Annotated in this window: 20 protein-coding genes; 8 read left to right on the forward strand and 12 right to left on the reverse strand. The window is 45.6% G+C overall.

The annotated features are described in order from the left end of the window. Positions 1-126: 126 nt before the first annotated feature. From C7Y66_RS02450 to C7Y66_RS30420, 5 genes are all read right to left on the reverse strand, one after another. Complete coding sequence (locus C7Y66_RS02450; RefSeq protein ID WP_199197208.1) at positions 127-2,241, reverse strand: helix-turn-helix transcriptional regulator; 2,115 nt, start codon at positions 2,239-2,241, stop codon at positions 127-129. A gap of 221 nt (positions 2,242-2,462) precedes the next feature. Further along, positions 2,463-3,227: a hypothetical protein gene (locus C7Y66_RS02455; RefSeq protein ID WP_106218135.1), complete on the reverse strand. Its 765-nt coding sequence runs from the start codon at positions 3,225-3,227 to the stop codon at positions 2,463-2,465. Continuing rightward, the gene (locus C7Y66_RS02460) at positions 3,224-3,958 is read right to left on the reverse strand and encodes a hypothetical protein (protein WP_199197209.1); all 735 of its coding nucleotides are present in this window, start codon (positions 3,956-3,958) and stop codon (positions 3,224-3,226) included. The genes C7Y66_RS02455 and C7Y66_RS02460 overlap by 4 nt, the downstream gene beginning before the upstream one ends. Further along, entirely contained in the window at positions 3,955-4,398 is a 444-nt protein-coding gene (locus tag C7Y66_RS02465; RefSeq protein WP_106218136.1) for a hypothetical protein, read from the reverse strand. The genes C7Y66_RS02460 and C7Y66_RS02465 overlap by 4 nt, the downstream gene beginning before the upstream one ends. Before the next feature lie 184 nt (positions 4,399-4,582). Next, entirely contained in the window at positions 4,583-4,789 is a 207-nt protein-coding gene (locus C7Y66_RS30420) for a hypothetical protein (RefSeq protein ID WP_146139808.1), read from the reverse strand. Positions 4,790-4,808: 19 nt separating this feature from the next. On the opposite strand from C7Y66_RS30420, the gene C7Y66_RS02470 reads away from it, so the two are divergent. The 4 genes from C7Y66_RS02470 (at position 4,809) to C7Y66_RS32810 (ending at position 7,905) form a co-directional block, all read left to right on the forward strand. Then, positions 4,809-5,267, forward strand: coding sequence for a plasmid mobilization relaxosome protein MobC (locus C7Y66_RS02470; RefSeq protein ID WP_106218137.1), 459 nt, complete (start codon positions 4,809-4,811; stop codon positions 5,265-5,267). Further along, complete coding sequence (locus C7Y66_RS02475) at positions 5,242-6,591, forward strand: relaxase/mobilization nuclease domain-containing protein (RefSeq protein ID WP_106544345.1); 1,350 nt, start codon at positions 5,242-5,244, stop codon at positions 6,589-6,591. Before C7Y66_RS02470 ends, C7Y66_RS02475 begins: the two co-directional genes overlap by 26 nt. 289 nt (positions 6,592-6,880) lie before the next feature. After that, positions 6,881-7,381, forward strand: coding sequence for a GNAT family N-acetyltransferase (locus C7Y66_RS02480; RefSeq protein WP_106218139.1), 501 nt, complete (start codon positions 6,881-6,883; stop codon positions 7,379-7,381). Positions 7,382-7,773: 392 nt separating this feature from the next. Further along, positions 7,774-7,905 carry a hypothetical protein gene (locus tag C7Y66_RS32810; RefSeq protein ID WP_255409926.1) on the forward strand — a complete coding sequence of 44 codons (132 nt, stop codon included), beginning with the start codon at positions 7,774-7,776 and terminating at the stop codon, positions 7,903-7,905. A 33-nt stretch (positions 7,906-7,938) separates the two neighbouring features. Here the strand turns inward: C7Y66_RS32810 and C7Y66_RS02485 are convergent, their stop codons facing one another. Both C7Y66_RS02485 and C7Y66_RS02490 read right to left on the reverse strand, forming a co-directional pair. Then, positions 7,939-9,555, reverse strand: a complete 1,617-nt coding sequence (locus C7Y66_RS02485) for a sodium:proton antiporter (RefSeq protein ID WP_106218140.1) — start codon at positions 9,553-9,555, stop codon at positions 7,939-7,941. 2 nt (positions 9,556-9,557) lie between these two features. Further along, entirely contained in the window at positions 9,558-9,851 is a 294-nt protein-coding gene (locus tag C7Y66_RS02490) for an ion channel (RefSeq protein WP_199197210.1), read from the reverse strand. A gap of 310 nt (positions 9,852-10,161) precedes the next feature. Here C7Y66_RS02490 and C7Y66_RS30845 point away from each other — a divergent pair, with 310 nt between their 5' ends. After that, positions 10,162-10,317 carry a hypothetical protein gene (locus C7Y66_RS30845; RefSeq protein ID WP_158265855.1) on the forward strand — a complete coding sequence of 52 codons (156 nt, stop codon included), beginning with the start codon at positions 10,162-10,164 and terminating at the stop codon, positions 10,315-10,317. Between the two features lie 161 nt (positions 10,318-10,478). On the opposite strand, the gene C7Y66_RS02495 is transcribed toward C7Y66_RS30845, so the two are convergent. Beyond that, complete coding sequence (locus tag C7Y66_RS02495; RefSeq protein ID WP_199197211.1) at positions 10,479-10,616, reverse strand: hypothetical protein; 138 nt, start codon at positions 10,614-10,616, stop codon at positions 10,479-10,481. 67 nt (positions 10,617-10,683) lie between these two features. After that, on the reverse strand, positions 10,684-13,086 hold the full coding sequence (locus tag C7Y66_RS02500; protein ID WP_106544346.1) for a PAS domain-containing sensor histidine kinase: 2,403 nt from the start codon (positions 13,084-13,086) through the stop codon (positions 10,684-10,686). 378 nt (positions 13,087-13,464) lie between these two features. On the opposite strand from C7Y66_RS02500, the gene C7Y66_RS02505 reads away from it, so the two are divergent. From C7Y66_RS02505 to C7Y66_RS02515, 3 genes are all read left to right on the forward strand, one after another. Continuing rightward, positions 13,465-14,865: a hypothetical protein gene (locus tag C7Y66_RS02505; protein WP_146149727.1), complete on the forward strand. Its 1,401-nt coding sequence runs from the start codon at positions 13,465-13,467 to the stop codon at positions 14,863-14,865. A 706-nt stretch (positions 14,866-15,571) separates the two neighbouring features. Next, positions 15,572-16,198: a recombinase family protein gene (locus C7Y66_RS02510; RefSeq protein WP_015155286.1), complete on the forward strand. Its 627-nt coding sequence runs from the start codon at positions 15,572-15,574 to the stop codon at positions 16,196-16,198. 38 nt (positions 16,199-16,236) lie between these two features. Next, the gene (locus C7Y66_RS02515) at positions 16,237-16,410 is read left to right on the forward strand and encodes a hypothetical protein (protein WP_199197212.1); all 174 of its coding nucleotides are present in this window, start codon (positions 16,237-16,239) and stop codon (positions 16,408-16,410) included. Between the two features lie 56 nt (positions 16,411-16,466). Here C7Y66_RS02515 and murJ read toward each other — a convergent pair whose 3' ends face one another. From murJ to C7Y66_RS02530, 3 genes are all read right to left on the reverse strand, one after another. Then, complete coding sequence (gene murJ / locus C7Y66_RS02520; protein WP_199197213.1) at positions 16,467-18,056, reverse strand: murein biosynthesis integral membrane protein MurJ; 1,590 nt, start codon at positions 18,054-18,056, stop codon at positions 16,467-16,469. A gap of 174 nt (positions 18,057-18,230) precedes the next feature. Further along, a complete protein-coding gene (locus tag C7Y66_RS02525; RefSeq protein ID WP_106218917.1) occupies positions 18,231-18,761 on the reverse strand; it encodes a hypothetical protein in 531 nt (176 codons plus the stop codon). A gap of 92 nt (positions 18,762-18,853) precedes the next feature. After that, on the reverse strand, positions 18,854-21,568 hold the full coding sequence (locus tag C7Y66_RS02530) for a cation-transporting P-type ATPase (protein WP_106218918.1): 2,715 nt from the start codon (positions 21,566-21,568) through the stop codon (positions 18,854-18,856). Positions 21,569-21,720 lie beyond the last annotated feature (152 nt).

Genomic DNA, 21,720 nt, shown 5'->3' on the forward strand with positions numbered 1-21,720 from the left:
ATAGTAAAGCTTTGAAGCCAATTTTATATGCTAACTTTTTTGAAAACATAAACAAATGTTTCTGAAAACAAAACCACCCTGAAAACAAGACAAGACTATTGCTGAAACGCTAGAAGCATCCAGCAGCTAGTCTGCTATCTCCAGCAACTGCCTCAGCTTTGCGTCCATGTCTGGAGATGGGGTACGCTTGCCTTTTTCCCAATAGCCAACCAATGTTTGGGTAACTCCTATCCATCCTGCTAGCTGCCTTTGCGTCCAGCCCTTGGCTTCCCTACCCTTACGTATTTGGTTGCCCGTTAGCTTGGTTGTCGTCGCTGCTAGTTGTAGCTTCTTCTGGGCTTTGGGTTTTGGCTCTATCTTAGCTATAAGCAGTTCTGGTATGGGTTCTGGAGGGTTGATAGTTAACTTGGCTTGAAGCAACCAGTCTATAATTTTCATCTTTCTCCAGTCTTCCGGCTTTGGAGCATTGTTTCCACCAGGCTGTAGCCACTCTGGGTAAGTTTCATCAAACTGGATCTGCCATCTAAGTTGCAGTAGTAGTTTCAAGGCATTATCCCAGCGTTGCTTTAGGTCATATGCTTTATGCTTGTTACTACGAGCTGCATCAATGACGGTATGGGGCAGCATTGCCTCTAGCAAAGTTGCTACCCGATACTTTCCGATAGCATGAATTCTGCTATCCATCGTTAAGTGGATTGCCAGCCGTAGCGCCAGTTCATCATGGTAGGGGTCAATTCTGAGAATATCTTGAGCCAAGTAGCCAAATTGGTACAAAGCTTCTTTAAGTCTGCTGCCAGCCTTGTTCAGAAAACTTTGGAAGATTAAACCTGGCTGCACCGTGATGTAAACCTCTTCCGGTTTTTCTACCTTCCCTTCTAGGTTTAGCTGCCCTCGCGGGTCAACCACAACACTCCACATTCTACCCGTGGGGGTACTGGCATTGATGCCGCCCTTTTTGTTTCTGCCTTCAACCCAAACAGATTTCACCAGCAAACAGTCTAGAACAAACGCAGCCTTGGCGATCTCGTTTAGCTTTTCATGGACTGGCAAATCCGTCCGTTTATCCCAACCCAGGTACTTGACTACATCGCTAGCCTTGAGACTGAATTTGCCCTCCCAAGGTACAGGTTGATTCATTGTATGAGCTGCAAAAATCAAATGCAGCTTCACCGTATTGAAACCAAACTTGTCTATGATTTGCTCAGCCTGATTCCAGGGAAGCACTGCAATATCACCAGGGCTAGTGATGTAGTGTTCGATGTAATTATTTGGATTGCCCTTGGCTTGATGTTGAAAGCAAGCAAGTCCACTTGCATCTTTACGCCATAGGTCTTTTCTCGTTTGAGCAGTAATTGCGCTGGCGAAAGCAGCGAAAGTAGGGACGGCTAAGGTAGCGTCCGTTAATTTAGACTCTGTAACTGGTATTGATTTTGTAGCCTCGTCTAGACTTAACCCAAGAATTTTGTCTAACTCCGCCAGAGAAATGTTTGGTAAGTCTAGCCCTTTAATAATCACTTGGACGATTTCATCAGAAAATCTACGTACAAGTGCAGACAGTTGCTCTTCTAAAGAAGATGTAGAGGATTGCTCGTGGATATATTTGTAAAAGTTTTCCTGCCAACTCTCAGCACTCATTTCATCAACAGCTTTTTCCCCTAAGTCATCTTCCATTTTTTCAGTTGCGGATACTGCTTGATAGCTTAATATACTCTTGGCACAGCTAGTCCAAATATCCGATGTTTCAAAGCGAGATTTAATCGATTCTTCTAAATAAGAAATTACTTCTTCAACTCCTGCTTCACTTAGGTTTAATTTGATGTTTATAGGATTATGCTCTTTATCGAGAATGAGTAAAAAGTGAGGAAGTCCTTTGTCAAACAATTGTCCGTTTTCTAAGCCTATTTTAAGTAAATGGTCATATACATTCACTAAATGGAAGCAGAGTTGAGTTGCCACCAAACGCAAAAGATTACTTTCTTCACGTACCCATTGTGCGATTTGCTGAACCAGTTCGGGTTTGAGATTTTTTCTAAAATAATTTAGACGATAGTAAAATTTATCGACTTGTTGAATAATTTGTTCTTTGCTATTTGTTTTTAATCTTTCAGATGGAACAATTACAACTTCTCCTGTATCTTGATTGACTACGGGAACGTAAGGCGTGGGCTGATAGTAAGGTGTATTTTTCCAGAAACTTGCTGGGTCATACTCAAAAACGTCGTTATCATTTTTGTCGTTCATGACTTTAACACACTCCTGGGTTTCCTGCAGGCAATAGTAATAAGAGCAGCTTAGTTAACAAAAATTTTAGAGTTTCAAAGCCTTTTTGGGGTGAGAGTCAGTTTGTTAGAATCAAAGTTGGGATAGCAAATAAGTTCCGACTTTCTACGCCAAATTTACCCATTTTATCTAGGCATAATCATCTAAGAATACCACCGGAGCGTTAGTCCATTCAGTGAAAACTAACGGGTTGGATCTGTCCTGAATTTTTTCTCTAACCGCTGGAGCTTTGTATTTGCCCAACCAGTACGCTCCCAGATTTCTTGAAGATATGCCATAGTATCAGCGGGGGTACGAGCAGGAAATATTGCTGACCCAATTCCAGATAGAATGAAAAATAGAATCAAGAAAACTAGGGCAGTTTGACCAGCTTTTCGCCAGCTGTTATAGTTCCAGCCCTCTTCCTCTATCTGGCTGATTATTTTCCGATCCTCTATGCTTAACAGTCGGGTTTCTATACCGCTCTGATTCTTGTCGATCTGCTCTAACTTGGTCGGGATACTGCTCAAAGCTTGCCTCAACGACAAGATTTCTGCCTTCAACCCTTTCAGCTCTACGCTCCCTATTTGCGGCGAGGATTTGGGCATATTCTGTAACTGATTCTTCAAGAGCGCTAATTCTTGAAGCAAGTTCTCTCTGTGAAGCTCTGACTGCTGCTTGGAGTTCTCGGAGTTCTTCAACTCCTGAGTCAAAAGCTCGATCGCTGCTGTCTGTTTGCTGATCAGTTGAGTCTGAATTAAATTCGTTTGCGCCCATGCTTTTAACTCCGCTCTGTCTTGCGCTCGCTCAGCTTTTTGATTGATTTCTAACTCATTAACTTTTTTGTATAATCTGCCCAGTGCTTCTTTTATTTCTCCGATGCCACCAGAAGTCAGTAGGAATTCACTTTCATCGCTCGAATTAGTCGTCGGTGGTGACGGGTTGCTTTGACCGTTAGTTTCACTCATTTGGCTCTCGAAGTTTTGATTTTCAGTCCTAGATATTCTGCTGCTTTCTCCAGTTCTGGCTTAGCTTGGTCTAAGAAGCCACTCACCAGTAGATAATCTCCGTAAGGAAAGCCATTCTCTTCCGTAGCCGCCGAATAGGGTAGCCCCTGCTCAATCAGGGTATCAAAAGTGGAATACTCTAGTTCCGGCATTTCAATCTCTATGCCCTTTAATTCCGTCGTCACCGCCACCTTAGTTTTGCTGTCATCCCAGCGCCGAAATCCTAACCCTTTATCCCAGCAGAGATTTTTCACGACTACATAATCAACTGAGTCACCACAAAATTCGACCATAGCCCGAAGCGAATTTATTACCGGATAGTCTAGGTTAAGTACCGTGACTAAAGTGACCCGATATCCTAAATCTGCTGCAATTTTGAATAGACCAAACCTTTTGATAATTTCCCTGGTCTTGTTACCGACTGCTCCTGGCATATCCATGACAACTACATCGGGAGATTCGGTTTTTACTTCGGTGAAGAAGCGCTTGGCTTCAGCCACTTCCAGAAAGTTAAGCAGCCTGACTCCAGTGCCAAACTCTTTATAGTATTCGTACAAATTTGGATTTTCTGTATCCGCGTCGTAAGCTAAATAATTGACGGATAAGGACACTAACTGATCTAGTAACAGTCGCAAAAAGGCGGTCTTCCCAGTGCCACCCTTACCCCCAAGAATCATTACTATACGTTTCAAATGTTCCTCCTATCAGTGATGTTAAATTTCGATTTAGCACTGACCTTAGACTTGGGTAGGTCATTTGGCTCCTCCAGCTCGTGCAGCTCTGCTTCTAGGATCTCTGGTTGGAGTTGAGTCTCCTCAGACGATGCAGATTGTGGCGATGGCTCTGACGATGATTGTTTCGAGTCAGACGATGCGGATTGTGGCGGATTTTTTTGGCTTTTCTTGTGATAGCTTTTGATCCCACTAGCTGCCAGTTCTACTCCATGCTCGGCAAACACCGCCGCGATATCCTCATAAGAGTACCCAGCATCTAACATCTCTTGAATTGGTATAGCAAGACTGCGTACTAGCTCCTCGATGGTGACGGTGATAGGAGTCGCGGCTTTAACTTTCAAACTAGCAGCAATTTCGGGAATCTTATTTTTACTAATAGCCTTGGGCTTTCTCGGCATATAATAGCTTTTAAAGTATCGGTAAATTTATCCTACAATTTTTTCTTTTTTCCAAAAAGCATTTCCCGCTGTGATAACAATAAGATTAATGTAGATGTCCTCTACTTATAGCTACTAGTCTGACAATAGTTTCCACATCCCCACTTGACAGTGGGTAAAAGTACCCCTTGTGACCAAATCACAGTTATACTGCGAACAGCCACAATTCCCCGATCTGCCCTAGAGCTTGACTGTAGGTATCCACACCCCGTCCTCCACTCCACTCCCCCAATGACTCCGGCTCCTCGCAGAGGCAAGCAATACGCCGTAACGCGCTAACGCGCTCCCATTCGTAAACGAATGACGGCGTGATTGCTTGTTGGGGGTGTCCCCCAAACCCCCATGCTCTCACGTCAGTTAATTAGATATTTATGTCAACAGATCCGCGCAGTCAATTAAGCAATCGATTAGCCGACGTGCTAAAGAATCGCTCGGTTATTCCTGATGAAAAGCGAGAAATAACTATCACGTTTAGAGTGAGCGCAGCAGAGAAGCAACGGCTAGAACAGCGGTGTAGTGGAGTGGTGGCTAGCGACTACATTAGAGCCAGATTATTTGACCATCCCTTGCCACAATCTAAGTCGGTTATTCCAGAAGTTAATCGGCAAGTTATCTATGAACTAAAGAAGATCGGCAACAACCTAAACCAGCAGACCAAGGCAATCAACGAAGCTGTGAAAATTGGTAGCCAGCCGTTAAATAGTTCGGTCAAATGCTACTTGGAAACAATAGAAGAATTGGCAGCGCTTTTAGAACAAACTCGTGCTTCGCTTACCCAAGCTATCCCAGCAGAAGGGCAGAGGGATGATTGCAAAAACCAAAGCAAATAAATCTTTTCGCGGTACTACCAAGTATGTACTGGAGAAGGAGAAAGCCAAAATTATTGGTGGGAATATGTATGGCTCTACCACAGACGAATTGGTGGAGCAGTTTACATTGTCAGCTCATCTTAACCCCCAACTCAAAAACCCTTGCTATCACTTAATGCTGTCTGCACCAAAGACGGATGGTGCGCTCTGCGATGAAAAATTAGCCGAAATATCCGAGCGTCACTTTGCCACTGTAGTTGTGCTATCTCGGCTAGAGGGCGATGAAGCCAAGGTAAAACAGCCAGAAAAAAGGATAGCCGATGCCAAGCTAAATCAGTTAGTCGATCGGTTCATAGCAGAAGAACTGCCAGCTTATGATTTTTTCATAGCACGGCACGAAGATAAGGAACACGACCACACCCATATTGTTGCCTCCAGAGTCAATAATTTGAATGGATTATCTATCCGCACCTGGAACAATTACGCGCATTCCGAACATTCTGCCCGACTGCTAGAGCGGGAATTTAACCTGACCCAAGTACAAAGCAGTTGGGAGAGCAAGCAGAAAGCCATGACTCGCAATCAACGAGAACGTATAGAGCGGGATGGACTTCCTGGTGAAGAAATCATGCGGCGTGCGATTGATGCTGTTGCAGCAGATCGTCCCACATTGCCGGAACTAATTAGCAGACTATGGCAAGAGCATCAGATCGTGGCAGAGGTGAGCTATTACAGCCACGGCGGGGTAAGAGGTATCAAGTATGGCATTGATATTGGACAGATAAACTCGGATGGTTCCCCCCGTCTGCTATGGAAACAGGGGAATAATCTCAATAAATATAAGTATTCATTTAAGAAAATACAAGCAGAATTAGGGGTGACTTACGAGCCAGGACGTGATGACAAGCTGATTAAAAATCTCAATGAAATGATGCAGCTTCACCCAATCGAGCAAGATAGAGGGCAGAATTTATCCACCCCAGTACCCAAACTTAAAAATACTCTATCCCCGATTTCCCCAGAGCCAGAAGCCAAGCAGAAACGTCAGTATCAATCAAAGCGTTCGGCTGCAATGTATAAAGCATTCAGCCGTGGACTTGAAAATCTATTACCGACCGACCGAGACAAACAAATTGCTGCACGAGCATTTCATCGGGGTCTAAAGGCAGAGGAAGTGGAAGAAATAATTGCCGCTAGCCCTGTTGATTGGACGCGGAATGAAGCAAAATTAATAGTATCGTTTGTGCGATCGCACTGGGAGCAAGAGCGGGAAAGCCTTCAACAACAACAGCGGCAACAACAGCAGAAATCCGAACGAAATCAGGACAGAGGAATAAGTTTATAGGTTTGCTCTCTCAACCAATTAACTGCGATTTTATCAGGTGATATGCAACCGTCATTCATTCTCAAATTCTTAACTTGTAAATTTCAAAACTTGACAGTTTTCGGTAACGGTGCGAACCACATTGTCTGGTAAGCTAATCGGGTTCTTATTAGCTTTTGGTGATACTTGGAAGGAATGGGGCATGGAACTAAGCGGCAAATCAGTAAAATAGAACCCTGCAAAAAGCGGACAAAAGCTCAAGAATCGCGTTAATCGACAAGAATGCTTCATAGTATGAGGAGGTAGTGGCTTGGATTTGTTAATTCGAGAAGCTCAACTTGAGGACGCTGAGGCGATTGTCAGTATCCTCAATCCAATCATCAAAGCTGGAGTATACACAGCGCTGTCTACCCCGTTTTCTGTAGAGGCGGAACGGGAGTTTATATTGAACTTTCCCCCACGGGGTATCTTTCATGTAGCGGTATGTGAGCATACACAAAAGGTCGTGGGGTTTCAAAACACAGAGCCGTTTGCGACCTACACTCGTGCTTTCGATCATGTCGGAGTAATTGGAACCTACGTCGATTTGTGCTATCGACGACAGGGGATTGGTAGAAGTCTGTTTCAAGCGACGTTTGAGGCTGCTCTTGGCAAGGGATACGAGAAGCTATCTGCATTCGTCCGTGCAGACAACATCGCGTCATTAGCTGCCTATCTTAGCCAAGGGTTTCGCATCATTGGAACAGCCCAGAGACAAGCCAAGATCAATGGAAAGTATGTAGACGAAATCCTAATCGAACGGTTCTTGTAGAAACAAGAGTTGGGTGTCGCATTGCTTGGACTCTTATCAGATTAGTCATCACCAAAAGCTGCCAAGAACCCTATTTAATTGTCGTTCAATACCTTTACCTACAATGAGAAATCAAGCATGAGTGAACTCCGGAATACAGGTTTTTGGTCATATCTCGGCTCAATACCTAAGTAGCAGTCGAACAAGAACATACGCTAATGAGGCAAGTAGTTAAATTTTGAAGTAAAATAATAACGTATAATTATAGATTTTCTGCCTAAAGCCTCTAAAATCGCTATTTAGCTATAAGTTTGGTTTATCAATTAAATCACGGGAGCCACTGAGATTAGATAGCTGAAATACTTATGTGCAAGCATTTCAGCCTTAGCATACTTTCTGTTCGTTTGCTACTTATGCCTCTTAGTCTGGATTTGGGAGAAATTCTGGAAACAGTTCACTCCTTTTGGACAATAAATGTATTTGGTTATACCGATGGTTGTACGGTATTAATTGACATGACTATCCAAATCCGTAAGATGCCATAGGTAGATGGAATATCGACGAGAGCGAGTCATGCGCTAATCGTCTTCTAACTTGAGAAGCTGTTCGTTGAGTTCTTGAACGTAAGCCTGTACTAAGTTCTCTGAGAGGATGCGTTTGCGTAGCGCATCGTTCACCGCGCCTTTTTCAGCTAGCAGCAAGCGGCGGCGAATAGCATCTAATTTGGTGCGATCGCTAGGCTCGCTAGCAGAGCGCCCTGAACTTTGGTTGTAAAGGTCGCGCAGACTTCTTTCGGACGTTGCCACCCTTACCTGGTAAGCAGCCCGCATCTCCTCGTAGATTGCCCTTGGTAAAACTCCTGCCTTGAGCAGGCTATCCAACTCATCCTGAGCAGCTTTAGAAGCAATCAATTGAATTTGTAATTTTTCAGCCTGTTGCCTAATACTTGAAACCTTGGACAGCTTCAATCCCTTGATCAGCCAGGGTAGGATTAACCCTTGTCCTACCAGGGAGAACAGTACTGCGCCAAAGACCAGAGTGATGATTTCTTCTCGTCCTGGCAAAGTCAAAGGAATGCTCAGAGCCAGTGCCATCGAAAGAGAGCCTTTGATGTTACCTAAAACCAGAACGTGCTGCCAGAGCCAGGGAATTGGACGGTCGAACCAGCGGACTCCAGCTAACAGCGGATAGACCGAGAGAATACGTCCTACTTGATACGCTAGAACAACCAAAAGGATTGCTGGCAACATTCTCCACAGCGTCATTGGGTCGATCTCTATGCCAATTAGCAGAAAAATAAAGGTGTTGACAGCAAAACTGGCATATTCCCAGAAGCTAAACAAGGTGATTCGATCGGAGGCGGAAGTACTACGTGAAAGCCCAACATTTCCGAAAATTAGTCCCGCTACGACCACTGCCACTGCACCTGATACCCCCAAAAATTGTCCTACCTGAAAGGTGCCTAATGAAATTGCAACTGTTAGTAAAAGACTGCTAAGGGGGTTATCTAAACGAATGAATATAGGTACGCTCAAATAGCCTATAACTAACCCCAAGAAACTACCCCCCAAGGCGACAATCAGCAGTTGTTGAACTCCTGTTGAGAAGGTGAGGGAACCTGTTTCATATATTGTCAAAATTAGATTGAACGAAACTAGGGCAGCAGCATCGTTAAATAAGGTTTCTCCTTCAACAATGGTGGAAAGACGGGAGGGCACGCGAATCTCTTTAAAGACGGCAATCATTGAGACTGTATCCGTGTTTGCCAGAATGACTCCCATGAGGGACGCTGGTATCCAAGCTAGTCCAAGCCCATATTTCAATAGAACAGCAATAATTGCAGAGGAAAACACAGCCCCTGGTCCAGCCAGAAGAGCGACTGGTTTAAACGTGTTGCGTAGACGCCTGATGTCTGTATTGATTGCCGCGTCAAAGATGAGAATTGGCAGGAACAGATTTAAAACAAGAGCAGGATCTAAACCAATGCGACGAGACAATAGCTCAGTAATTGGTAAACCTGCTAATACTAAACCTGTAACGTAAGGAATCCGAAGCTGCTGTGTGATCAGGGCAACAGCTGTTGCAACGAGTAGTAGAACAATTAGGATTGTTGCCAGTTCTGATAAATCCCCAGAAACTTGGGGGTCTACTGGACTACTTTGTGCCAAAACTGATTGTCCTAGCAACCAAAGCATTACTAATACCTATGCGAGCTGAGTGATGGGAAATCTTCTAATTTTTCTCTCAGTCGCTGTGAGATGAACCGTTCTAATGTTGCTGTGACCACTTGAGCCAGAAATATCAATTCTAACAAGTAACTGCTCAATGCTTCTAACCCAACAAGCAGACAACTCCAGCCAGTCGGTACTTGATCGCCATAGCCAATCCGAAAGAAGGTGCCCATGCTGAAATAAAGCAGCGATAGAAAGTCAACTTCACGAGTTTCTTGACGGGTTAACACCATTCCCCAGCTAAGTCGATCTATTCCCATATATAGTAGTGCAAAAAGCACAATTAATCCCAAGCAAATTGAGGTGAGCAAAACGGCGTAATTACACCATCGACGTGTAGTTAGACGGTTCATATTTTGATTTTGCAATAAAACTCAAGAGTTACGCAGTTGAGTAAAAGGGGAATGAATCCATCGAAGGTCAACGAGTACGACTATATCAACTAACTGAATTGCTACACAGAAAGCCAGCAATGTTGAAGCAGAACGAGTCCAACCAGAAAGTGGAAACTCGCCTGCCCATGATGCAATTATAAGCCTACTACATCGTCTGGAACCAACGCTAGAAGTATTGTGGAATGAAGCTCAACAGCAGGTGAATAAGAGAGCCGTAATTCTGGTGGTGGAAATCGTTGAGGTTCCACCCGATGAGGAAATGTATCAGCGCGGCATTCGCCAAAAATGTAGGTACAAACTGGAAACCACCCGGAGGAAAAATCTGTTTTAACTGAGGGCGATGTGACAAAACACTGTTGGCTATTGATGAAACCTACATTCTGGTGTTAGCACTCCTGAAGTCGCTCTGGATACCAGCAACGCGCGTGAATAGTGGTTTTGGTGATGGTTGGCACCCACGCTACAAAGCAAACTCTCCAGGCAACGCCTCAGTCACACGACGGGTGCTGCATCCGCACCAGTTGTAGTGGCTTCTGGCTTGGGTTCCTTCGCCTTCTTCTCAAACACCTTGATACCAGCGTCAACCACTTCAAAGCCGTTGTCGCTTTGTTGCCCTAACTTGCCGCTCACGGCTCCAACCCAATCACGCTCAAGCTGCTGCATCAGCTTCCGCGAGCGCGCCAACTCTTGGCATTGATTAGCATTGAGTAGGCCTAATGGGTAGCTCAACGGTGAAGGTTGTCCATCCATTGCTAGCAGTTGCTTTGATAGTTCCCCCCAAGTGTTCTACTAGCTTCTTAACCAATGCTAATCCTAACCCAGTTCCACCATGCTTCCACGGATCGCTGTTGGGAATGCGGTAGAACTTGTCGAAGATCCGATCTAGCTCAGACTCAGAAATTTCAACTCCAGAATTGCTGACAATCAACCGTAGCCGATTAGAGAAAGCATCGGCAGTCATCAGAATTTGTTGAGAAGCTGGCGTATACTTGCAGGCATTATGCAGCAGTTCAGTCACAACTCGCTCCAGAAGCGCTGATTCAGTTGTCAACACTGGCAAGTCGGTGGGAATGTTAATTGACAAAATTTGTTGCTGAGTGCGGACACGTTCGGTAAAAGACTCAACGATAGGAGAAATCCACGTTGACAGGTCAAGCGTCGTCAAGCTCAAGGGGTCATTTTCAGCATCAAGGCGTGACAAGTCTAGCAAGTCATTGATCAGGCTAATCTCTCGCTGACACTCGTTCCGTAAAATCTGCAAGTACCGCTCTACTCGGTTAGGCTCTGCATCGTAGAATCCAGCTTGTTTTAGGGTGACTTCTAGCAGAGAGAGCGCTACTTTAATGTTAGACAGAGGTGAGCGTAACTCATGGGAAACTGTATCTAGGAAATCATCTTTGAGGCGATGCAGTTTTTCCAATTCTTTGACTTGTGCCATAGCTGCTTGATAAAGTCGGGCTTGGCGTAGAGCGATCGCGCATTGGGTTGCCACCTGCTGCACTAATCTAATCTCCGGCTCGTTAAAGGCTATGTCTGGCTGATTGATTAACCATAAGTCGCCCAGCACGCCTTGGTCATCTTTAATCGGACAGGCTAGCATGACAACTCGACCACGAACAGGGTTAGGAGAGATGGAACAAAATTGGCAAGACTGCCCTTGCAGGAGCTGTTGGTAGACTTCAGGAAAGGCAGCTATTTGTATCCGACGAGCCTGCGCCCCAGGGTTGATGGTGGCGTACTCATAGTAGATGGTAGAAGTGCCTGACTCCAGATCGTATAATGCTGTATTACAACAAGTCGCTCCCAGTACAACGGCCAATTCCTGTACCGCGGTTTGCAAGATTTGGCTTTCGTCGAGACTATCGCGCACTTTATCTGTAATCCGCTTTAGCATCGCTTCAAATTCAAGTGCCTGTTGCAGTTGTGCCGTCCGCTCGGCCACTTGAAATTCGAGGTTGGCGTTGAGTTTCTGCAAAGCTTCATTCGCTATTTTGCGTTCAGTAATGTCAACTTCAACGCAAGTCACAACCCAACAATCGGCAAACTCATCGCGGTAAGGTACGATGATATCAGAGATCCAACGCCAAATTCCATCTCGATGCTGAAATCGAAACTCAACTTTAGTCTGGCGCTCAGCGAAGACGCTCTCAAAGATTTGCGGAATAACAGTTTTAACGTCCTCCGGGTGAATGCGTGATATCCAAAGGGTTTTATTAGCTTTCAATTCCTTTGGTGAATAGCCAAAAATTGCCTCGGTTCCAGCAGAAAAGTACTCATATGTCCAGTCTTGGTTAGTGAAGAGACGAAACCTGGCAATGACAGCTCCAGCACTACTAAGGATGCTACTGAGTTTGGCTTCGGAGTCTTTCAAGGTTAATTCTGCTTGTTTGCGCTCTGTGATATCTTTACTTACGAAGAGAATACAGGCTTGTCCATCAATTTCAATCATCTCTGCTGAGAGTAGGAATGTCTTGATTTCACCTGCCTTGGAGCAGCAATCAAATTCTAGGTTGCGAATCACTCCTTCCGCTTGCAAACGTTGTATAACTTGAGCACGCTCTTCCAGGTTAATCCCAAGCCCTAAGTCAACTGAGGTAAAACCAATTACCTCTTCGCGAGTGTAACCAAAAAGGCTAAGGAAACTGTCATTCACCTCGATGAAGCGTCCTTCTGCCCACGTCGAGATTAGAATAGGGTCAGGGCTAGCACGAAACACTTTGGTAAACTTTTCCAAGGATTCGTGTAACTGCTGTGTCATTTCCTCCAATTCATTTACAGGAATATCTTTACCAATGCGCTGCTCCGCTCCACCATTAGCTGTGGCAAGAGATGCGTTAATTAACTGAAAGAGCGGTTTAGCAAACCACTGAGCAGTTACCAGTCCCAGAAAGAGCGTCGTTCCTAAAACTACCTGATTCAATAAAGCAGTCTGTCGCTCAGAGCAAAAGGAGAGATAGCTCGTTAACCCAACTGCTACTACAACCTGTACCACAAAAGGTACTAAAAAAACGAATTGCAGTGGCATTTTGCGATTTTGGATTTTAGCTTGCTGATTTTGCGTTTTTGTTGGTTGACTACTCATGACTTCTTGCTGCTGCAAGTTCTCTCATCCATATAGCAGGTCATCATTTTCCCGCTACTTTGGCAACAATTACGGGAGAGATTTTTTTCATTTCTAAATAAATTTGTAAATATAGATTGTGATTCTAATCCTCTCGGTTAAGAAAGATAAAGAGTTAAAGGAGGGAGATGTGACTCTTTTCCATCCTTAACCTTTCCTAGTCCGATTGAAGATTAGTATTACTTGTCCAAACGTTTTGGGTTCTTATCCTAGTTAGCCGAATGAACGATCGCGCTTCCAGTATGACAGACTACTTATTGATACGCGAATATCCTAAGTGCAAGAGCAACTACAGAAACTAACATGGACTGCGACACCTACTCATTGAAGGAATGGATTTTTTCCGAGTTCTATCCTATGAATACAAGAGTACTTCAAGGGGAGCTGATGCCTGAAGACATGGCAAGCATTGTGAATGACTGCGCGCTTAAGGATCTACCTACAATTGATGCGCTCAGCACGCGAGAAGGCTGGCAGCTTTTAACTTTATTAGGAATACTAGGCACTTCAGTCGAGCGGCACGCTCAACAAGCTGTACGTCGTCACTCGCCAGCTGAAGCAGTTTTACCCAGCAAGGGATTGGCACTGCTTTTGGTCAACGGCAAGCAACCATTTCTGGAATACTTTCAAGCACTTGCTAATACTCTACACCATCCTCATCGCGATAGCTTCATCACTTATATCGAGATGAATGGTCCTTGCACCGAAGTGCAACACCCTGGGATGCGGCAGCCTATGTATCGCTTAGGCAATCTGTTTGAGGACGATTCATTTATAACCTTTACAGGCAAATTTCAAGAGGTGGAGTTCATCACCCTGCTGAAGAAATCCGTGAGCTTGCAGGGGGCAGCAAATCTGCTGATAGAAGAAGCAATAAATCATCCAAAGGGTATACAGGCACACGAGTCCATTCAAGCATTGACCGCTGCTGCCACGTTGATGTTTGCTATCCGGGATTTGATAGCTGACTTTATCCGCCGGAACCCATTTTCCACTGACTTCTTCCTGGATGAGCATCGGCAGTATGCTGTCCGCTGGTATGCAGACCGAACAGTCAAGGCTTCTAGTGCTGCCAATGATGACTCATCCCTACTGCGGGATCTACTCCTGTTCACAGAGCTAGTACCACTTCGACAGGGTTTTGGCGGTTTTCGCTCCCATGTCCGAGATACCTATCATGTTTTGCTTCCTGATGCTGTAGCTCGCTTGGAGCAAGCGATGAACCGTGAAAGCTTGGAAGTTCTCATCTCAAAGGCGATTCATCTTGACTTAGAAGCATTGTTAACCTTGGATGAAAGTCAGGTTTGTGCACTAATACAAAAACAGCCTTGGTTGGCCGCATGTTTAGTCCTGTATCGCTCTCAGCATGAAGTTTCAAAAGCCCACTTCTCAACCATTATGAAGTACTTGGTGTGGCCCAAACGCAAGCGCGATAAGCTTGAAGATTCCCGGGAGCAAGTTACGGTAGTCTCTAATACCCGTGGTAGTACAGGAATGGAGCCAATGGGTATCATGGCTTGGCTTGACCAATCGAGAGCTCGGCATCCTTTGGCTATGCTTGGGCATCGCTTGCCGATAGTACAGCTTTGCTCGACGCTCCTTCAACAGTACGTCTCTCATCCAATTGAGATGTCATTTGAAGAATTGGTTACCTTTTTACCGACAGATATGAGCGATACACTCCGCCCTTGTGCGCTAGGACGTTGGAGCAATCGTATTGGAGTAGATCTAGTGAGCCTAGTACCAGAGGCAAACTAGAAAGTAAAATGGCTACCCACCAAGCATTTGAGCATTTGGAAACTTTTTTAAAATCAATACTTGAAGGCGCTCGGCACTGGTGGCTTAGAAGCGTAATGGCATAACAGGGTTGAGCCTAGCTCCGCGGCTCAATCCCCACCAGAAGCTGAGCTAGTCGATCTTGTTCTATTCAATTCCATGCTTGCTCATCTCGTCCTACGTTTCTCTTGCTTTATGCCCAGCAGGAGTACATTGCTACGTACTAACTCAGGAGACAAGAATGCCCCTCAACAACAGGAGTAGCTAGCAGTGGTGACACGCGCGGCTTTGCTTTCCAAATCGCATGACTTGCTGTGATACGCTGCTATGACGACCTAGATCTTGACACGCCTATGCAGGAAGTCGATCACTCTTTCTCCTCCGATGAGTTGTCATTGTAGCTTGGTTACAGTCAGTGGCGCGATCGCCTTTGAGTTATTATAACAATATTGAGATAGCAGGCGGTCAGCCATGCCCCTTGCCGCGAGTTGTTTTCTACCAGGAAAGGGGGTAAATGAGCAATCGTACAGAAAGTTACGCGCTTGGCTAAAAGCCTTGCTAGGCAAGCATTTTATCACTCAATATTTTTTGTAATTGTTTAAGTATCAATTAACCTGTAAGTTATTTGGTACACTAAATTTGAACGGCGCAGTACAGGTTTGAGACCGAAAAAATTCAGAGGGTTTAATTGGTACAAAGAGTTGCCATTTATTGTCGGGTTTCTACAACTGACCAGTCCTGTACGCGGCAAGAACGGGACTTATTAGAGTATGCTGCTGTTTGTGGCTTTGAGGTGGTTGGTGTTTGGAAGGAAACAGCCTCTGGAATTAAACACAACCGCTGTGAGCGACAAAAGATTATGGCGTTAGCGCAAAGTCATAGCATTGATGCGATTTTGGTGACAGAGATGACCCGGTGGGGACGTAGCACCATTGACCTGATTGAGACGTTGCAGTCACTCCATAGTTGGCATATTTCCTTAATTGCTCAAACCGGATTGCAATTCGATCTGAATACACCACAAGGCAGGTTAATCGCCCATCTTATGGCATCTTTGGCTGAATTTGAACGAGATTTGCTGCGAGAAAGGGTGCGTTCGGGGGTAGCGGCGGCTAAAGCGCGAGGTCAAAAGTTTGGCAGGCAACCAGGACAACGTGTGAAAGCAGATAAGTTGGCACCCAAAGTTTTGCAGATGGTTAATGACGGGTATTCTTACCGCAAAATTGCCGACAAACTCAACCTCAGCAAGACAACTGTCAATGATATTGTCAAACGCCACAGACAGTCACCAAAGAAATCATCGTCGGAGAAATAAATCTGAAATCCTTATCCACTAATCGTTTCAGCCAAAGCATGGCGGCAAATTCTCTCTTCGCTACTTTTACCCCAATTCGGGCATTCTTACGCTTAGAACTATACTGGTTTGCTACAGGTATTAGTTGGTACGAAGCTAAACTCGCTATTATTCGGGATGCAATTCGGACTTACCTGAGCGCTCCTCGCTACTCCCTTCACCCAATTGCGTAACTCCTGCCAGTTTTTCTCCCTCAGCTCCCTCAGCTTCCCTAGCTCTCTTCTAGCTCCTAAGCCCTCTTCTTGAGTCGAGAAATCAATAAATCGATTTCTGGTAATTTCATTTGGGTGGCGATCGAGGCGAAAACTCCAATGCCGACGAAGCCAGAGGCGATCGTTTGCAGCAATAGTAAAACTAATCCCTGACTGCCGAAGACATGTTGCAAACTCCAGAGAGTCCCCCAGCTAGCTGCCCCAGCAATAAAGCTACTAGTAACTAACCCCAAAAATGGTAAACTCCATTGCCGCAAAGGTAAACCGTGGAGTTTTCGATGCAACACGCCCAAAAACAGCAGCGTCGAAATCGTATTGACTCCTACTGTTGCCAGTGTAATTCCAGGCGCACCAAAAGGTTCGATCAGGATAAAATCTAGCAGGGCGTTGAGAAATATATTTAACAAACCAACGCGGAAGGGCGTTTCTCCATCTCCCAAGGCGTAAAATACTCGTACCAAGACATCGCGCCCTAAGTAGACAAACATACCAATGCCGTAGGCAACTAAAATTGAAGCTACGAGTTGCGAATCATCTTGTTGAAAGGCTCCGCGTTCGTACACAATTCGGACAATTGGCATCGCTAGAGCTGCAAATAAAGCTCCTAAAGGAAGCATCGTGAGAGCCGTTAAAATTAATCCCTGCCGCAGCCGCGATTTGAGATTATCCCACTCTAACGGATCGGCAAAGCGAGAAAGAATTGTAAATAAGGGGAGCAAAATGACATTGGAAATGATGCCGAGGGGAGTCTGAACGATTAAGTTGGCGTAGTTGAAAGCAGCTGCTGCCCCAGGAATGCTGGAAGCAAAGAAAAAATCGGTGAACAGATTAATTTGTAGCATTCCAGAAGCAAAAACAGCCGGAGCCATCAACTTAACTGCTTGCCGTACGGCAGGAGAGCGAAAATCAAATCGCAGGCGCAGCGTACCAAGTCGTAATCGCCACTGTACGATTAATTGTACGATCCACTGAAATAATGCCCCTGCTAGCGTTCCCCAGGCTAAAACTTGCCCGCCAATTGCCACATAAGCAGGAGAAATTATTTGGCTCCCCAAAGATAAATATAAGATTCCCAGCCCCAAAATAATCGTGATGCTAGAAAGTACGGGGCTGAGAGACAGCAACCAGTATTGATTGGCAGTATTGAGCGTGCCAAAACCAATCCCAATTAATCCCGACAGTAATATCATCGGAGACATAATTCGCAATTGCTCGGCGGCGATCGCGTGGGCTGTCTGGCTCAATTGCGGACCCACCAAATAAATTAATCCATCCGCCGACAAGAACAGGGCGATGGATACGAGCAACAACACTCCGCTAACTAGAGTCGTGATGCTTTCCACTAGGGGAGCGGCTTCCTGTTTGCTACGCTTTTCTAAGATGCTGACAATCGTGGTGTGGATTGGACCATTCACACCTCCCAGCAAGATTAAAAAGAAACTAGGGACGATGTAGGCATAGTTGTAGGCGTTAGCAGCTATACCCGTACCGAAAGCCGCCGCGATCGCCTGTTGGCGAAACAAGGCAACTAATTTACTCAACAGGGTTGCTACTGCAACGATCCCCGCAATTCCAGCTAAAGTTCGAGATTTTTGTCGATCGGACACAACTAGGGACTCGGGGCTAGGGAAGCTGAGGGGGTTGAGGGAGCACAGCAGTTACGCACTTGAAGTTTCAGATCTCGATCCCCCCTATACTCCCTTAACAAAAAAGGGGGGGGGAAACTAATGTCCTCTTTTTAACTCTGTTGGGGAATCGACTGCGTAACTTCTGAAAACTATTTAGGGAACATTATAAATATGCCACTCCTGAATTCCCCAATGGCTGAGAACAGCTTCAGCCTTTTGGATCTCATCCTCTGTAGCTTCTACGATCGCTAAGTAATCTCCTTGGTTGAATCGCTCGCTGTAAAATCTGGCTTGTTCTTCGGGGACAAACCAACCTCGCAGCGCCCCATGCAGTCCGCCGGCAACTGTAGCAGCTCCACTACCTAAAATAACCGCTACCATACTTTCCACAGCCAAGGCAGGACCCACTCCAGGGACTAGCAAGATGCCCAGTCCAACAATTAAAGTCATTAATCCTACTCCTGTACTCCCTGCAAGCGCGCCTTTTATCGCACTTTCAGCTCGTGTAATTGGCGGTCGTTGAATGACATTACAACCTAGAATCTCATCGCCTTCGGGGGTTTTTGTCACCATAGAAATCTTCTGCATGGGGAAGCCAATGCTTTGCAGCTCGGTAAGTGCCTGTTCTGCGTTTTGACGATGAGAAAATATACCAATACCATGTTTAAGGTTACGATCGGTCATATTGATTTTTGAAAGTTTGATGCTGTAAAGGTGAATACTCTCTACCAGTAGAGTTGGAAAATAGTTGCCAAGCAATCCGCGCTATAGAGAGGCTACTTGAGAGGTGCAAAACGCTTTAACAGGGCTGCTAGAGCAATCATCGGGATTCCCAAACCAAGACAAATTAAGCCTTGAATCAAGCTCAGTGCCTCAGTTGTAAATAGCTGGTTCATCACGCTCCATTGACTAAAAAGCGTTTGGAAGATGAATACACAACCAATGCCGACCGCCACAGCATAGCCAATGGATTCATCTTTACCGCGTATTCTGGCAAAGAGCGCTGGGATAAATCGACTGATGCTTAACAGGTAAAAAGCTTCTGCTGCAACCAATGCCTGAATTGCCATCGTCCGAGCTAAAGTTTCATTGCCTGTGGTTTGAACGATCCATTCAAACGTGCCAAAAATTACAATCCAGTTGAAAACAGAGACTGTCAGAATCCGTGTCAGCAGGCTACCCGATAGAAGGGGTTTGTTCGTCGGACGAGGAGGTTGTTGCATGACCCCAACAGAGGCAGGCTCAAATGCTAAAGGTACTGTCAAAGCTACGGAGCTAACCATATTCAACCAAAGAATTTGCACCGGAAGAATCGGCAATGCCGTTGACAAAAGTACCCCAATCAAAATCGTCATCGATTCTCCACCATTTACAGGCAAGATGAAGGCGATCGCTCTCAGCAAATTTTTATAAACCGTGCGTCCTTCCTCAACTGCCGCTTCGATTGAGGCAAAGTTATCGTCAGTCAGGAGCATATCAGCCGCTTCTTTCGCCACTTCCGTACCAGCGATCCCCATCGCCACCCCAATATCGGCTTGTTTTAGGGCTGGGGCATCATTAACTCCATCTCCAGTCATCGCCACAATTTCACCTTTGGATTGAAGCGCCTCAACGATGCGGAGCTTTTGTTCGGGTGCAACGCGAGCAAATACCATGCTCTGCTCTACAGCATTTGCCAGTTGCCGATCGTCCATTTGGCTGAGATCTTGACCCGTGAAAACGGGAGCATCTTCGCTTTGGTTCAGCCCGATCTTCTGGGCGATCGCCGCCGCAGTCATTGCATGGTCGCCCGTAATCATTTTGACTTGGATACCAGCCGACTGACAGGAATGAATTGCTTCAATCGCATCTGGGCGAGGTGGGTCGATCATGCCTTGCAGTCCCAGAAAAATTAAATCTTTCTCAATGTCAGAATGCTCAATTGAAGACTGCGAACGCGGTACAACTTTCTTGGCAAGTGCGAGTACCCGCAGCCCTTGCTTCGCCATCTCATCTACAGATCGCTCTATCTGCTTTGAATTGACTGCAATCCTATCTCCATGAGTATCGAGCATTTGGTAGCATCGCTTGAGGATCGCCTCGGCTGAACCCTTGACATAGATCGACCTTTCTGCTCTGGTGTCATGCAGGGTTGCCATGTACTGAAACTGAGATTCAAAAGGAATCGTATCGAGTCGGGGAAGTGTCTGTTCCAAAGATTGCGATGTTAAACTTGCTTTACGAGCTACAGCAACCAACGCTCCTTCCGTAGGACTGCCAACCACTACCCAGTTGCCATCCTCTTCCTTCAAATGCGAGTCATTGCACAACAATCCTGCTTGCAAGCATTCGTATAAAGTTGGTGTATTCGCCAAGTCAACAGGTTGTTCGTCCAGGAAAATCTCTCCATGCGGTGCATAGCCCCCACCGCTGACCGTATAGCGTTGTCCACCAGCATAAATCTCTTGAACTGTCATTTGGTTTTCAGTCAGCGTCCCTGTTTTGTCGGAACAGATTACCGTTGTACTACCCAATGTTTCAACCGCTGGTAACTTGCGAATGATGGCGTGATGAGCCGCCATCCGTGAAACGCCAATCGCCAAAGTAACGGTTAAAACAGCTGGTAAGCCTTCAGGAATTGCACTCACTGCTAAAGCGACAGCAGCTTTAAACACCTCAACCCAGGATGCACCTTGGGCAACTCCCACAGCAAAGGTGAATGCAGCCAACCCCAAGATGACATACAGCAGAGTTTTGCTAAACTTATCAATTTTACGAGTCAATGGGGTTTCTAGACTTGTACTCTGTTGCATCAAGTGGGAGAGGTGTCCTGCTTCTGTCATCTCTCCAATTCCCACAACTAGCCCACGCGCTTGACCGAAAGTGACTAAGCTACCCGTGTAAGCCATATTTATCCGTTCTGCTAGAGCAGTCTCCGGAGGCAGCGGTTTGAGATCTTTTTCAACCGGAACCGATTCTCCTGTCAAGCCAGACTCATCCACTTGTAAATCGCGAATTTCGCTCAGCCGTAAATCGGCAGGCACTTTGTCACCGGAGGATAGCAAAACGAGATCGCCAGGAACTAGATCGCTAGAAGAAACGACCAGCTTTTGACCATCTCGTACAATGGTTGCCTCCGTCGTTACGGATTCTGCTAAGGCGGCGATCGCATTCTCAGCTTTAGCTTCTTGAACGAAGCCAATGATGGCGTTGATTAGAGTCACACCAAAAATCACGCCTGAATCGATCCACTCTTGCAAAAATGCAGTCACCACCCCTGCAACTAACAAGATGTAAAGTAGAGGCTGATTGAATTGCTGGAGGAATCGTAACCAGGCGCTTTCTCTTTTTTTCGCTGTTAACTGATTTGGACCCAGGCGATCGTGCCGTTCTGCTGCCTCATTGGCAGATAGACCCGTTTCAAGATCGGTTGCTAAAAGCCGAGCAACTTCCTCTATAGCAAGATAATGCCATAGGTGTTTGGTTGATGTCTCTACATCCGCTACTGCCATAGCACTTCCTTCACGCAAAATGGCAACGAGAGAGCAACTAAAGATGATTTAAGTCAAGGGTTTTTCTGTTGCTTCACGTTGTCTCTAGCGTCGTTTGCAAATGTGAGTGAAATATGATCGACTTGTTGACGTTGCTCACTTTTGGATCACAT

It is taken from the genome of Chroococcidiopsis sp. CCALA 051 (genome assembly GCF_003015105.1).
Lineage (GTDB): Bacteria > Cyanobacteriota > Cyanobacteriia > Cyanobacteriales > Chroococcidiopsidaceae > Chroococcidiopsis > Chroococcidiopsis thermalis.